At 67.5% G+C, this 14,746-nt stretch carries 12 protein-coding genes; 6 read left to right on the forward strand and 6 right to left on the reverse strand.

Going from position 1 to position 14,746, the window contains the following annotated elements; all coding sequences use genetic code 11:
- Positions 1-80: 80 nt before the first annotated feature.
- Positions 81-563 (reverse strand): MmpS family transport accessory protein, encoded by a 483-nt coding sequence (locus QSJ18_RS16905; protein ID WP_286327772.1) that lies wholly within the window; start codon positions 561-563, stop codon positions 81-83.
- 249 nt (positions 564-812) lie between these two features.
- Here QSJ18_RS16905 and QSJ18_RS16910 point away from each other — a divergent pair, with 249 nt between their 5' ends.
- The 3 genes from QSJ18_RS16910 to QSJ18_RS16920 all read left to right on the forward strand — a co-directional run bounded on the left by QSJ18_RS16910 (position 813) and on the right by QSJ18_RS16920 (position 3,060).
- Complete coding sequence (locus tag QSJ18_RS16910) at positions 813-1,121, forward strand: hypothetical protein (RefSeq protein WP_286327773.1); 309 nt, start codon at positions 813-815, stop codon at positions 1,119-1,121.
- A gap of 104 nt (positions 1,122-1,225) precedes the next feature.
- Positions 1,226-2,236, forward strand: coding sequence for an ATP-binding cassette domain-containing protein (locus QSJ18_RS16915; protein ID WP_286327774.1), 1,011 nt, complete (start codon positions 1,226-1,228; stop codon positions 2,234-2,236).
- A complete protein-coding gene (locus QSJ18_RS16920; protein WP_286327775.1) occupies positions 2,233-3,060 on the forward strand; it encodes an ABC transporter permease in 828 nt (275 codons plus the stop codon). Before QSJ18_RS16915 ends, QSJ18_RS16920 begins: the two co-directional genes overlap by 4 nt.
- Here the strand turns inward: QSJ18_RS16920 and QSJ18_RS16925 are convergent.
- A complete protein-coding gene (locus QSJ18_RS16925; RefSeq protein WP_286327776.1) occupies positions 3,042-6,392 on the reverse strand; it encodes a BTAD domain-containing putative transcriptional regulator in 3,351 nt (1,116 codons plus the stop codon). The two genes, QSJ18_RS16920 and QSJ18_RS16925, sit on opposite strands and share 19 nt — an antisense overlap.
- 33 nt (positions 6,393-6,425) lie before the next feature.
- Between QSJ18_RS16925 and QSJ18_RS16930 the strand changes: the two genes are divergently transcribed.
- Positions 6,426-6,899 (forward strand): SRPBCC family protein, encoded by a 474-nt coding sequence (locus QSJ18_RS16930; RefSeq protein WP_286327777.1) that lies wholly within the window; start codon positions 6,426-6,428, stop codon positions 6,897-6,899.
- Positions 6,900-6,983: 84 nt separating this feature from the next.
- Here the strand turns inward: QSJ18_RS16930 and ilvA are convergent, their stop codons facing one another.
- The 3 genes from ilvA to QSJ18_RS16945 are packed head-to-tail and all read right to left on the reverse strand — an operon-like array spanning position 6,984 to position 10,748.
- Positions 6,984-8,186 carry a threonine ammonia-lyase gene (gene ilvA / locus QSJ18_RS16935; RefSeq protein ID WP_286327778.1) on the reverse strand — a complete coding sequence of 401 codons (1,203 nt, stop codon included), beginning with the start codon at positions 8,184-8,186 and terminating at the stop codon, positions 6,984-6,986.
- A gap of 13 nt (positions 8,187-8,199) precedes the next feature.
- Positions 8,200-9,345 (reverse strand): cystathionine gamma-synthase, encoded by a 1,146-nt coding sequence (locus tag QSJ18_RS16940; protein ID WP_286327779.1) that lies wholly within the window; start codon positions 9,343-9,345, stop codon positions 8,200-8,202.
- 8 nt (positions 9,346-9,353) lie between these two features.
- Positions 9,354-10,748 carry a cystathionine beta-synthase gene (locus QSJ18_RS16945; protein ID WP_286327780.1) on the reverse strand — a complete coding sequence of 465 codons (1,395 nt, stop codon included), beginning with the start codon at positions 10,746-10,748 and terminating at the stop codon, positions 9,354-9,356.
- Positions 10,749-10,888: 140 nt separating this feature from the next.
- On the opposite strand from QSJ18_RS16945, the gene QSJ18_RS16950 reads away from it, so the two are divergent.
- Both QSJ18_RS16950 and QSJ18_RS16955 read left to right on the forward strand, forming a co-directional pair.
- Positions 10,889-11,812, forward strand: coding sequence for an SGNH/GDSL hydrolase family protein (locus tag QSJ18_RS16950; RefSeq protein WP_286327860.1), 924 nt, complete (start codon positions 10,889-10,891; stop codon positions 11,810-11,812).
- A gap of 65 nt (positions 11,813-11,877) precedes the next feature.
- The gene (locus QSJ18_RS16955; protein ID WP_286327781.1) at positions 11,878-13,101 is read left to right on the forward strand and encodes an acetyl-CoA C-acetyltransferase; all 1,224 of its coding nucleotides are present in this window, start codon (positions 11,878-11,880) and stop codon (positions 13,099-13,101) included.
- 81 nt (positions 13,102-13,182) lie between these two features.
- On the opposite strand, the gene QSJ18_RS16960 is transcribed toward QSJ18_RS16955, so the two are convergent.
- Positions 13,183-14,688, reverse strand: coding sequence for an MDR family MFS transporter (locus QSJ18_RS16960; RefSeq protein WP_286327782.1), 1,506 nt, complete (start codon positions 14,686-14,688; stop codon positions 13,183-13,185).
- Positions 14,689-14,746: the final 58 nt, after the last annotated feature.

Below are 14,746 nucleotides of genomic sequence, written 5' to 3' on the forward strand. Positions count from 1 at the left end.
CCCCCCCCCGGGGGGCCCCCCCCCCCCCCCGCGGGGGGGCCGGCCCCCCCCCCCCCCCCCCCCGACACCCAGTCCGGGATCTACCCGACGTCACCACTGCAGGTCGCCGAGGCGTACGGCCCGGCGGCGGTCTGGGTGAACCGCACCTGACCGTCGACGAGAATCTCGCAGGTCGATTTGGCGTTGTCGTTCTCGTCGTTGGTCACGGTCAACGATGCGGTCTTGCCGAGCCCGGTGATCACCACCGTCTTCTCCCACGGGAGCTTCGCGTTCGTCTCCTGAGCGATGTTGAAGTCCTTGTCGGTGAACGTGATCGACGCGTTCGCACCGTTTCCGGTCACCCGGTAGACCACCGTGACCTCACGCTTGGACTCCTTGTCGATCTCGTTGGCGGCACCGCCGATCAGCGCGACGCAGCCACCCATGACGAGCAGGAAGACGAGGGTGATGCCGCCGAGAACCCACGGCCACACCCTCTTCTTCTTCGGGAGAACGGGATACGGCTGGCCGGGATAGGGCTGGGCAGGATACTGCTGGGGTTCGGGATTCTGGGGGTCGGTCATCGGATTTCCTTCTCACTGTGCGGCCCCCGGGAAGTGGCGACCGCTGTGCGAGGAATGGTGCATCGCGGGTATGACAATTTCGGATCCCCTGCGGCACAGCGTCATCCGATCGGACGACACCCCGACCATCGGCGAGACCGTCGCGTGCGGCCCGCCCTGCGGTCTTCTCGTCACAGCGGTCCTCTCGCCACAGCGACCTCACAGCTATACGACAGTCGCACCGCATCTGGGCACACCACCATGGACGACATGAGAATCCACCATCCCCGCCCCGAAGTCACCCTGGTGGTCCTCGACGACGACCCCGCCGTCGCCGACCACGCCCGCGCCCTGTTCGACGCCGGCCACCCCCTGGCCGTCGTCAGCAATCACTATTCGGCAGTGGTCCCGTTCATGCTCGGCAACAACGGAGACACCGTCGCCCTGGTTGCCGACGTCGATGACCCGAGCCAGTTCGCCTCCGCCATCGCGACTACCGAACGGCGTCTCGGCACGGTCGCCGAGGTGATCCGCTACCGCACCGATCTGCCCGCCACCGCACACAACCCGGCCGCCTGAACCTGCCGTCGGACCCAGACGCCGGTCGGTCCGCGACAGCGGGTGCCACCGGCACGTAAGCGCATGCAAGCATCACGACAGCGCGCCGTCGCATCGTGTACGACATGACTACGACAACCCTCCCCGACCCGCCTGCGCCGAGTCCGGCCCGCCAGTCCGGCGAGCTCGCGATCTCCGCCCAGGGCCTGGTCAAACACTTCGGTTCGACGCGCGCTGTCAACGGCGTCGACCTGGCGGTTCCGACCGGATCGGTGTACGGCGTGCTCGGTCCCAACGGTGCCGGTAAGACCACCACCGTGAGCATGCTCGCCACGCTGCTGCGCCCTGACGCCGGTTCGGCGACCATCTTCGGCCACGACGTGGTGCGCGAATCGGTCGCCGTACGTTCACTGGTCGGCGTGACCGGCCAGTACGCCTCGGTCGACGAGGACCTCACCGCGACCCAGAATCTCGTCCTGTTCGCGCGACTGCTCGGCTTCTCCCGACCGGCCGCCCGCTCACGTGCCGAGGAACTGCTCGACCAGTTCTCGCTCACCGAAGCCGCCAACCGTCCGCTGAAGAACTTCTCCGGCGGTATGCGGCGGCGCCTGGATCTCGCCGCCAGCCTCATCGACACCCCGCCGCTGCTCTTCCTCGACGAGCCAACCACCGGCCTCGATCCGCGGACCCGTGCCCAGATGTGGGACACCATCCGCGCGCTCGTCGCCCAGGGTTCTACCGTGCTGCTCACCACGCAGTACCTCGACGAAGCCGATCAGCTCGCCGACCGCATCGCCGTCATCGACCGCGGGGTGGTGATCGCCGACGGCACCGCCGACGAACTCAAGCACTCCATCGGGGTGAGCACCCTGCAACTGACACCGACCGACCGCGCCGACGCCGCCCGAGTGGCCGAGATCGGGCAGCGAATCCTGGCCGAGCACGCGGCCCTCAGCCCCGAGGCCGCCCGCGTCACCATCCCGCTCCATCAACCCGACCTGGTTCCCGACGTCCTGATCGCCTTGCGCGAGAACGGCATCGGTATCGATGAGATCACCGTGCAGAAGCCCAGCCTCGACGAGGTGTTCCTCACCATCACCGGCCAGCCCACCGACACCGAGGAGGTCGCTCGATGACCGTCACGACCATCACCCACCCGACCGCCGTCACCACCCGCCCAGTCCGCCCGGCCAAGTCTGCGGTGAGCGTCGGAGAGTCTGTGCGCCAATCATTCTCGATGGCCTATCGGGGAGTGCTCAAGATCCGGCACAATCCCGAACAACTCTTCGACGTGACCTTCCAGCCGATCATCTTCACCCTGATGTTCACCTACATCTTCGGCGGTGCGGTGAGCGGTAATGTCCACGACTACCTACCCGTCATCATCCCGGGCATCCTGGTGCAGACGGTGGTGATGACGTCCATCGTTACCGGCACGCAGCTGCGTGAGGATATGGACAAGGGGGTGTTCGACCGCTTCCGGTCCCTGCCGATCGCACGGATCAGTCCACTCGCCGGCGCGCTCCTCGCCGACGTGATCCGCTACCTGATCGCCACGGTACTCACCGTGACCGTGGGTATCGCGATGGGCTGGCGACCGGATGCTCTCGGTGTCGTCGTCTCCGGCGTGCTGATCCTCGTGTGCAGCTTCGCAGTGTCCTGGATCTTTGCCCTGATGGGTTGCCTGATGAGCAAAGCTTCTGCGGTACAGGGTGTCTCGATGATGATCATGTTCCCCCTCACCTTCATCTCGAACGCGTTCGTCCCGGTTGAGACGATGCCCGGCTGGCTACAGGCCTTCGTCAAGGTCAACCCGGTCAGCCACCTGGTCAGCGCCGTGCGTGATCTGACCTCGACCGGTCACATCGGAATGCATCTGGTCTGGTCGCTCGTCGGAGCCGCGGCGATCACCGCGGTATTCGCACCACTCGCCGTCCGCGCCTATATGCGCAACGTCTGAGGCTGACTACCGTCTCGACCGCCAGTTGTCCACGGCGCCAGGATGGCCTGCACCTCGCGGGCCGCCTGGCGTCGGGGCATCTCAGCGAAAGGCGCTGTCACCGAAGCCCATTCCGGCGCCGACAACCGGGACCGTTCGGCCATCTCGCGGTTGACCTCGGCGAAGCCGGGATAGTCTCGGCGCGCCCGCATCCGCCGCGACAGCATCAGCAGCCTAGCCCCGTCACCTCGCGTGGATTCCTGCGCGCACAGCGCATATCCCGCCGCCAGCGACGCGGTCCCCACCTGCGGAATATCTCCCCAGCCCCGCACCGAGAATGACTCGGCGACCCCGTCGGCAAGGATCGGGATCGAGGACATCGCCAGGTCAGCACAACCGGCGCGGGTCAATCCGACGACCGCAACCGCGATCATCATCACCACGCCCGGGTCGAGGGCGCCGAGCGGGTGTTCACGCTTGAGCAGATCGGCCGCGCGTACGTAGCATTGCGCGGCCAATGCCTCGTGACCGCGCGCGAACTCCAGCTCCGCGTGGGCGAGTATCACCGCGGCCGACGTTTCCGGTCCGCCCTGCGGGTCCGGCATCGCGGGCGTCCAGCCATTCGCGACCACCGCGAGTTCTTCTGCCGCACTGTCGAGTTCACCGAGTGCCACCAGGGTTACGACGAGGTAGCACCGGGCCTGCATCTCATCGTCATGCGCTTGCAGTCGAGCAAGATGACCGATACCCGATCGGTAGTGCTCGACGGCGGGCACCCACCGTTCCTGCTGCCCGTGGATACTCCCGATGCTGACCTCGACCATCGCCGCCATCCACGAATCCCCACCCGATCCGGTGCGGCCCTGGATGTCGTGTGCATCGCGCAACGCGCCGTCGAGGTCGCCGAAGTTCTCCCGGATGTTCATCCGAATCGACAACGCGGTGACCGCCACCCGCACGTTGGCGGCCCGCGTCGCGCGCACCACATGCCGGATCGCACCCGGCACCGACCCGCTCAGTACACATGCGGTCACGAGATCCGTTGGTTCCGTGTACATCTGATCGGGACGGTACAGAATGCGCAGGTGGTAGCGCCCGATCGCCATGGTGCGCAGGTTGCGGTGCACCATCTGGTGAACGAGTGACGCCAGCACGGTCGCCGACCACGCCCGGCGCAAGTCGTCGGGAAGATCGCGCGGCGGGGTCGGCAAGACGGCGATGATACGCAGCCCCCAGTTCATGACCTCCGGTTGCAGGCCCCGCGCCACCCAGTGGCCGGCCAGGACCGGAAACACCCGCACCACGCACGCGACCACATCGTCGACGGCCCCGGTGCGATCGGTTCGATCACGCCGCCCGAGTTCCTGCAGGCAATCCCGCAACACCCACACCAGGTTCTCCGCATCGGGGATCACCGTTGCGAGCAGATCGTCGTCGGCACCATGGTCATAGCGGTCCATCACCGCGGTGGCGAAAGCCGTCGCCCACCGCCGCAGCGCGCTCATGACTGCGGCGCCCTCGTCGGCGGTCAGCTTCTCCTCGCCGAATTCGCGCACCATCTCCAGCATGCGGTAGCGCACCCGTCCACCGGATTCGCGCACGGTGAGCAGAGACTGGTTGACCAGCGCGGCCAGCGTGTCGTCGAGCCGGAAACTGTCGTCGCCCAACGCTTCGGCAGCAGCGGCACGGGTGAATCCGCCGGGGAACCGGCACAACCTGCGCAACGCCGATTGTGCATCGTCATCCAGTAGGTCCCAGCTCCATTCGATGACGGCGTGCAGAGTGCGATGACGATCGGGCGCCGACCGATCCGAACCGCGCAAGAGGGCGAATCGCTCGACCAGCCGCGCGGAGATCTCGCCGACCGTCATGGTCCGGACCCGCGCCGCCGCCAGTTCGATCGCCAGCGGCAAGCCGTCGAGATGACGACACAGCTCAACCACCGCGTCCGGCGCCAGATCGGCATCGGGCCGGACCGCTCGGGCACGTTCGGTGAAGAGTCGGACGGCCGGAGCGGCGCCATCGGTAGCGAGAACGTCGAGTTGGTAGATGTACTCGGCGGCCAACTGCAACGGGGCACGGCTCGTGGTGAGAACGGTGAGTTCCGGGTCGGCGCGCAGCAGGTCGGCGACGACCGCCGCACACCGGTCGACGATCTGCTCGCAATTGTCCAGGATCAGCAGGGTCGGACGACCACGCAGCGCATCGACCAGACGGTCGGCAAGGTCACCGACCGAGATCCGGGGCCGGCCGCCGGTACCGATCTCGGCCTCACCGACACCGACCGCCGCCGCGATCGCCGGGACGAGGTCGGCGGGGTCTCGGATCGGCGCCAAGGGGACATAGAAGACATCCCGGCCCGACTCGACTGCGCGATGGCCCACCCGATTGGCCACGCGCGTCTTGCCGACCCCGCCCGGCCCTTGGACAGTGACCAGCCGATACCGCGACAGCAACCCCGACAATCTCTCGATGTCATCGGTGCGTCCGATGAGTTCGGTTGCCTCCGCGAACAATCCACTCATCCGCGACATTCGTCGACCGTCCCCGGCCGGTACCGGCGTCGCACCGGCGAGCAGTTCGTCATGCAGTGCAGAGATCTGGGCGCCCGGGTCGACGCCGAGTTCGGCGCTCAGCGACCGTCGCAACCGCGCGTAAACCGACAGCGCATCGGCGGCGCGCCCAGCCGATGCCAGCGCCCGCATCGACGCGAGGTGCGCGGTCTCGTCCAGCGGATCCGCGTCACACAGGTTCTGCGACAACGTGATCGCAGTGTCGAAATCGCCGTCGTCGAAAGCGACCGCGATGCGCCGGGAGGTGAGTGCGGCGGCCAGCTTCTCCGCGCGGACCACCAGTTCGGCCGCCAGTGGCGTGTCCGCACCGAGATCGTCACCGGGAGTACCGCGCCACCACTGCGTGGCGTGGGCCAGCCCGTCGGCAGTTCCGGTCGCGATCAGTTCGCCGACGACGTCGAGATCCGTGCGACAGCCGCGCAACCGGTAACCGTTGCCGGACTGTTCGATCGATCCCGCGCCGACGAGTGTCCGCAACCGCGAAATCTGGGTCTGTAGCGCCGACGACGGGGACCGTGGCGGCTCGTCGCCCCAGACGTCGTCGATCAGCCGGTCCGCGGAGCGAGCACGCCCGTCGGCGAGCACCAGCGAGGTGAGCAGACGACGTGCGCGGGTTCCGGGCACCTCGATCAGGCTGCGCGGCACCAGTCCATCCGTCGTTGTCACCGCCACCGGCCCCAACACCGCGAGCACCGGCGTATCCGGTTCTGACACGGTCGGGTTCACCGAGTCGGACTGCGGCGGAGGTGACGAGGACACCAGACCAGCGTAGTCATCCATGTTCGCGCAGAGTGATCCATGTTTGAATGGAGCATGGCACGCAGCTACGCTCTCGAGTCCTTCGAACTCGACTTCTTCGACCGCGCCCCGATCAGCTACCGCATCGACGTGCGCATTCCCGTATCCCCGGCACGTGCCTGGGCCGAGCTGACCCGCCAGCACACCCTGGACTGGTGCAAGGCGATCACATCCATCGAGTTCACCGCGCCGGCACCCTACGGGGTGGGCACCACCCGCACGGCAAAGCTGGCCCGTGGCTTGGCCACCCTGCACGAGGAGTTCTTCAGCTGGACAGCGGATCCCGACACCGGTAGGTACCACAATGCCTTTCGGGTTCGAGACGCGAGCGTGCCGGGCATCCGCCGATTCGGCGAACTGACCGAGATCAGCCCGGCCGAGGTGGGTAGCCGACTAGTCTGGGCTTTCGCCCTGGAACTGCCGTCGTCGGCGCGAGCGGTCACGGCGTTTTCCGCTCCCACCGCGTCGTCGGTGTTCAAGACGGTCTAAGCCGACACGCTGCGCCATTTCGCAAAACTCGACCCGGCGACCTGAACGGTTCCGGTCGGTAGCGCGGTTGGGCGACCGCGGTCGCTAATCCTCGCGGAGAAAACCCGCCTCGGCCAGTGCCCGTCGAACCTGTCGCTGATGTTCGACCCCGCGGGTCTCCACACTGACCGTGACGGCAACCTCACCGAGGTAGAGATCGTCGGCGACGCGGGAATGGACGACATCGACGACACTCGCGCCGTGATCGCGGAGCAGTTCCAGCAAGGCGATCAGTCCGCCCGGCCGGTCCGAGACCACCGCCGACACAGTCAGGAACCGGCCGGCCGCGGTGAGTCCGTGGGTGGTGACATGGGTCAGCAACAACGGGTCGATATTGCCGCCCGAGGCCACCACGCAGACCGGTCCGGTGACGTCGAGCGCGCCGCTGCACAACGCCGCAATCCCGGCGACCCCGGCCGGCTCGATCACCAGTTTGGCTCGTTCGAGCATCAGGACCAGCGCCGAGGACAGCGCCTCCTCAGAGACCGTGACGACCGAATCCACATAGCGGCGAACGTAGTCAAAGGGCACCGTTCCCGGCGTGGCCACCGCGATGCCGTCGGCCATCGTGTTCATCGACTCGGCCGCAACCGGATATCCGCGTCGCAACGACGCAGGCCACGCTGCGGCCGCCGCGGCCTGCACGCCGACGATGCCGACGTCGGGTCGGCGCGGTTTGATCGCCGCCGCGATACCGGCCAGCAGCCCGCCCCCACCGGTCGGCACCACGATCGTCGCCACATCGGGCACCTGCTCCATGATCTCCGCACCGAGCGTCGCCTGCCCGAGCACGATGTCACGGTGATCGAAAGGATGGATGAGCACCGCACCCGTGTCGTCGGCGTACGCCTGGGCCGCGACCAGCGCGTCATCGACCGTGGCGCCACCCAGGATCACCTGCGCCCCATAGGCCTTGGTCGCCGCGATCTTGGGCAGCGATGCGCCGGCCGGCATGTACACCCGGCTGGCGATGCCCAGGTCGGTCGCCGCCCACGCCACCCCTTGTGCGTGATTACCGGCACTCGCGGCCACCACTCCGCGCGACCGTTCCTCGGCACTCAACCGGGAAATGCGGAGGTAAGCGCCGCGCGGTTTGAAGGAGCCGGTGCGTTGCAGGTTCTCGCATTTGATCCAGACCTGCGCCCCACAGCGATCCGACAGCACGCGCGACGCGATCACCGGGGTGCGGCGCATGACCGGGGCCAGCGCCGTCGCCGCGTCGGCGATCTCCCCTTCGGTGATCAGCATGGGTCCACCACACTCAGCGCAGGGCGTTCTCCAGATCGCCCAGGATGTCGTCGATATCCTCGATGCCCACCGACAGGCGCACCAGGTTGTCGGGGACCTCGAGCAGCGATCCGGCCGTCGACGCGTGGGTCATCGCACCCGGATGCTCGATCAGGGACTCGATGCCGCCCAGCGACTCGGCCAGGGTGAACACCTCGGTACGGGCACAGAAGTCCTTGGCCGCATCGATTCCGCCGGCGACCAGGACCGAGATCATGCCACCGAACCGCTTCATCTGCTTGGCCGCAACCTCATGGCCGGGATGGCCGGGAAGTCCCGGGTAGAGCACCGACTCGATCTTGGCGTGGCCGGACAGGAAGTCGACGACCTTCTCGGCGTTGTCGCAATGGCGGTCCATCCGCACCGCGAGGGTCTTGATCCCGCGCAAGGTCAGGTAGCCGTCGAACGGCCCCGGCACGGCACCCGCCCCGTTCTGCAGGAAAGCGAAGGCAGCGTCGAGTTCCTCGTCGTCGGTGACGAGGGCACCGCCGACGACATCGGAATGCCCACCCAGATACTTGGTGGTCGAATGCAGTACGACGTCGGCACCCAGACTCAACGGCTGCTGGAGGTACGGCGAGGCGAAGGTGTTGTCCACCACCAGCTTTGCGCCGGCGTCGTGGGCGACACCGGCCAGCGCCTCGATGTCGCCGACGTTGAGCAGCGGGTTCGTGGGCGTCTCCACCCACACCAGCTTCGTCTCCGGGCGCACCGCGGCTCGCACCGCGTCGATGTCGGTGACCGGGGCAACCGAGTAGGTGATCCCCCACTGCGTGAAGACCTTGTCGATCAGCCGGAACGTGCCGCCGTAGGCGTCATTCGGGATCACCAGATGGTCGCCGGGCCGCAACGCCGACCGCAACAGCGTGTCGGTGGCGGCCATACCGGAGGCGAACCCACGCCCGTAGGTGCCGCCTTCGAGGGCGGCGAGGTTCGCTTCGAGGGCCCGTCGGGTCGGGTTGCCGGTGCGCGCGTACTCGAATCCGCCGCGCAGTCCACCGACTCCGTCCTGGGCGAAGGTCGAGCTGGCGTAGATCGGCACGTTGACCGCGCCGGTCAGCGGATCGGGCTCATATCCGGCGTGGATGGCCCGGGTGGAAAAACCTCGCTGGTCACTCACGACTACTCCTAACCGACGATGGGATGGCTGCTGACGAATGCCAGCAGATCATGACGGGTGATGACACCGATGGGCTTGCCGTCCTCGACGACCATCAGCGCGTCGGATTCGCCGAGCGCCTTGGTCGCCGCGGGGACCGGCTCACCGGAACCGATCAGCGGGAACGGGGCACCCATGTGGGCGGACACCGGGTCGGCGAGGCTCGCACGTCCCTCGAAGACCGCCGACAGCAGGTCGCGCTCGGTGACCGCGCCTGCCACCTCACCGGCCATGACCGGCGGTTCGGCCTTGACGACCGGCATCTGCGAGACGCCGTATTCGCGCAGGATCTCGATGGCGTCGCGCAGGGTCTCCTGCGGGTGGGTGTGCACCAGATCGGGCAGGGCACCGGTCTTGCCGCGCAACACATCTCCGACGAGGGCGTCGGTTGCCTTGCCGCCGAGGGGGCTGCGCAGGAAGCCGTAGCTGCTCATCCACTCGTCGTTGAAGATCTTCGCCATGTAGCCGCGCCCGCCGTCGGGCAGCAGTACGACGACGACGGCGTCGGGCCCCTCACGTTCGGCAACCTGGAGCGCGGCGACGACGGCCATCCCACACGATCCACCCACCAGCAGACCCTCTTCGCGGGCCAGGCGCCGGGTCATGTCGAAGGAGTCGGCGTCGGAGACCGCGATGATCTCGTCCGGGATCGACGGGTCGTAGGCGTCCGGCCAGAAATCCTCACCCACACCTTCGACGAGGTACGGCCGCCCGGTGCCGCCGGAGTACACCGATCCCTCGGGATCGACGCCGACGACCTTCACCGCGCCGCCGGACACCTCCTTGAGGTACCGGCCGGTGCCGGTGATGGTGCCGCCGGTACCGACGCCCGCGACGAAATGCGTCACCGTGCCGTCGGTGTCCCGCCAGATCTCGGGGCCCGTCGTCTCGTAATGGCTCTGCGGCCCGGCCGGGTTGGCGTACTGATTGGGCTTCCATGCGCCGGGGATCTCCCGGGTGAGCCGGTCGGAGACGTTGTAGTAGCTGTCCGGGTGCGACGGCTCGACCGCGGTCGGGCACACCACGACCTCCGCGCCGTAGGCACGCAGCACGTTGCGCTTGTCCTCACCCACCTTGTCCGGACACACGAACACGCACTTGTAACCACGCTGCTGGGCGACGAGCGCCAGTCCCACGCCGGTGTTGCCGGAGGTCGGCTCGACGATGGTGCCGCCCGGCTTGAGCTCACCCGACGCCTCGGCGGCATCGACCATCTTGACCGCGATACGGTCCTTGCTGCTACCACCCGGATTCAGGTATTCGACCTTGGCCGCGACCAGCCCCGATCCGGGGGTGGTCACCGAGTTGAGCTTGACCAGCGGGGTGTTGCCCACCAGGTCGATCACATGATTGGCGATGCGCATACGTCCATCGTCCCAGAGTCGTCATCGGTGTCCGAAATCCGGTGTCGAGTTGCACCCGGGATGGGCGATTCTCGCCCTCTAGACTGGACGACGTGGCGACCCCGGACAGCGCACGAGTGCTCAACCCGGCCCTGCGGGTGATGCAGGAGCTACGGGACCATCCCACCCTGCGCGACGTCGGCGCCACCGCGGCGGCCACCGCCGCCGCAACCGGCGCATCCTGGGCCTTCTACAACTACCTGCACTATCAGGCCGCGACCGCACGCACCACGATCCCGCACCGCACCGACAACGCACCCGACGGCGACGGCGTCTACCTCGGCGACGGACAGGGACCGATCCCGCTCGGCCGCGACGACGTCGTCGACCTGCACCTGACCGTCTTCGGGGATTCGACCGCGGCCGGACTCGGCGCCGACACCGCGGATGAGACCCCGGGCGTCCAACTGGCCCGGCGCGTGGCCGCCGACACCGGACACCGCGTGCACTACAGCAACAAGGCCATCGTGGGTGCCACCTCGAAGGGGTTGGCCGCCCAGATCGACGCGATGCTCATCGCCCGACAGCGGCCCGACGTCGCGGTCATCCTGATCGGCGCCAACGATGTCACCGCCAGCAACGGCATCCGGTCGTCGGCGCGCAGGCTCGGGGACGCGGTTCGTCGTCTGCGGGAGGTGGACGCACAGGTCGTCGTCGGCACCTGCCCCGACTTCGGGGTGATCACCGCGATCCCGCAGCCGCTTCGATCGGTGCTGCGCGGATGGGGCCTGCGGCTCGCGGCCGCACAGCGCGGCGCGGTACGGGCCGCGGGCGGACGTGCCGTGCCGATGGCCGATCTGCTGACCAAGGAGTTCCTCGCCGAACCCGAGAACATGTTCTCCGCCGACAACTATCACCCGTCCGCGGCCGGATACGCCCTGGCCGCCGACATCCTGCTGCCCGAGGTGCTGGCCGCGATCGGCGAATGGGGACCGGCTCCCCTACCCCAGCCGCCGGAGGTCTCCGAGGCCGCCGAACAGCATCGATTCGGGCATCGGATCCTCGGCCATCTCGGTGTCGGCTGACCGGTCGCACGCATACCTACCCGACCCGATACCAAGCACCTGCTTGGTGGGCGTAATCTATCGCCATGACTGAAGCCGTCATCGTTGCCCATGCCCGTTCGCCCATCGGTCGTGCCGGAAAGGGGTCCCTCAAGGACGTCCGGCCCGACGAACTCTCCCGCCAGATGGTGGCCGCAGCTCTCGCCAAGGTGCCCGAACTCGATCCCGCCGACATCGAGGACATCCACTGGGGCATCGGTCAGCCCGGTGGCCAGGGCGGCTACAACATCGCCCGCGTGATCGCCGTCGAACTCGGTTATGACCACATCCCCGGCGTCACCGTGAACCGCTACTGCTCGTCCTCGCTGCAGACCACCCGCATGGCGCTGCACGCGATCAAGGCGGGCGAAGCCGACGTGATCATCTCCGGTGGCGTCGAGAGCGTCTCGTCGTTCGGCGTGTCCGGCGGCGCGGACGGTGCACCCGATTCCAAGAACCCGCTCTTCGCCGACGCCCAGGCCCGCACCGCCAAGGCCACCGAGGGCGGCGCTCCGGCATGGACCGACCCGCGGGCCGCAGGCCTGATCCCCGACGTCTACATCCCGATGGGCGAGACCGCCGAGAACGTCGCGTCGCTGACCGGCATCTCCCGTGAAGACCAGGACCGCTGGGGTGTGCTCAGCCAGAACCGCGCCGAGAAGGCCATCGCCGATGGGTTCTTCGCCCGCGAGATCGACCCGATCACGCTCGCCGACGGCACCCAGGTGACCACCGACGACGGTCCGCGCGCCGGTACCACCTACGAGAAGATCAGCCAGCTCAAGCCGGTCTTCCGCCCCGACGGCACCATCACCGCGGGTAACGCCTGTCCGCTCAACGACGGTGCCGCCGCCCTGGTGATCATGAGTGACACCAAGGCCAAGGCACTCGGCCTGACCCCGCTGGCCCGGGTCGTGGCCACCGCCGCGACCGGTCTGTCCCCCGAGATCATGGGTCTTGGCCCGATCGAGGCGATCCGCAAGGTGCTCAAGCAGACCGGCATGTCGATCTCGGACATCGACCTGGTGGAGATCAACGAGGCCTTCGCGGTTCAGGTCCTCGGTTCGGCCAACGAGCTGGGTATCGACCACGACAAGCTGAACGTCTCCGGTGGCGCGATCGCCCTCGGCCACCCGTTCGGCATGACCGGTGCACGCATCACCACCACGCTGCTCAACAACCTGCGCACCCACGACAAGACATTCGGCATCGAGTCGATGTGCGTCGGCGGTGGCCAGGGTATGGCGATGGTGCTCGAACGTCTCAGCTGAGACGGCTTCACCGACAACACGATCCGGCCCGGCCGACGACCTCTCGTCGGCCGGGCCGGATCGTTTCTTGTTCGCCCGGGGTCAACCCACCGGAACCGGCTGATCGTCGGGGTCGTCGAGTTCCTCGTCGACAACCGGCTCGTCTTCACGCGCGGCCGCCTCCGCCGCGGGCGGACGTCGGACGAGGAGTCCGAGTAGCACCAGCACGATGCCGAGCACCCCGGCCACCAGGAAGACCGTGCGCACCCCGTCGGTGTCGGCCTGCAGCGCCGGGACGCCATTCTCCTTCTGGTGAGTCGACACCACGGTCATCACCGTGATGAACAGTGCGGTGCCGACCGCGCCCGCCACCTGCTGCAGGGTGCCGACTACCGCGGAACCATACGAATAAAGCTGCGGCGGCACCGAACTCAGCCCGAGGGTCATCAGCGGAGTGAATGTCGCGGCCAGGCCCAGACACAGCACCAGGTTCGCACCGACCAGCAACCACACCGAGGTATCGGTGCTGATCATGGTCAGCATCCACACACCCGACGCGACCAGGATGGTGCCGGGGATGACGAGCACCCTGGGACCGTGCCGATCGTAGACACGCCCGATCAGCGGCGCAGCCATACCCATCACCAGTCCGCCGGGCAGAGTGATCAGACCGGTGCGAAAGGCGTCGAGCTCCAACACCGTCTGCGCGTACAACGGCACCACGATGAAGGTGCCCATCATCGTCGCCATCCCCGCGAGCATCACGATCAGCGACAGCGAGAACACGCGCGACCGGAACACCCGCAGATCGAGCAGTGCCCGATCCTCACGTTGGAGTACCAGTTGGCGTGCCACGAAACCGGCCAGCGCGCACGCGCCGACGACGATCGGGATCCACGGTGGCACCGCGACGTCGCCAGCGGCCGACTCACCGATGCCGACCACGCCGTAGACAACGCCGCCGAAGCCGAGGATCGCCAGCGGGATGGACCAGAAGTCGATCGCCGCCGACGACAGTGCACCGGCCGTCGGCTGGATTACCCCGGCGCCCACCGCCAGCGCGATCAGCGCGATCGGCGCCACCACGATGAAGATCGAGCGCCAGCTGAAATGGTCGAGCAGGAAACCCGACAGCGTCGGACCCAGTGCCGGGGCCACCGCGATCACCACGGAGATGTTGCCCATCATCACGCCCCGGCGATGCTCTGGTACCAGTGTCATGACCGTCGTCATCAGCAGTGGCAGCATGATCGCCGTGCCCAGCGCCTGGACGACGCGTGCGATCAGCAGCACGGTGAAACCGGGAGCCACCGCGGCGACGATCGTCCCGATGCTGAACAGCGTCATCGCGGCGAGGAACATGGTGCGTGTACCGAAGCGCTGGATGAGGAATCCCGTCAGCGGAATGACGATCGCCATGGTCAGCATGAAGGCCGTGGTGAGCCACTGGCCGATCGTCGGGTCGACGCCGAGGTGGCTCTGCAACACCGGCAGAGCCACGCTCATGACAGTCTCGTTCAGGATCACCACGAAGCTGGCGACGAGCAGCGTTCCGATGATGGTGAGGTCGGTTCGCGACAGGCGCGAATCGGGTATGTCGGCGGTCATTGCTGTAGTCCCCTCTCAGACGGATTCCCCGGGACAGACTCATGTCACCGACAAAATT

This window comes from Gordonia heveisoli, from assembly GCF_030315745.1.
Lineage (GTDB): Bacteria > Actinomycetota > Actinomycetes > Mycobacteriales > Mycobacteriaceae > Gordonia.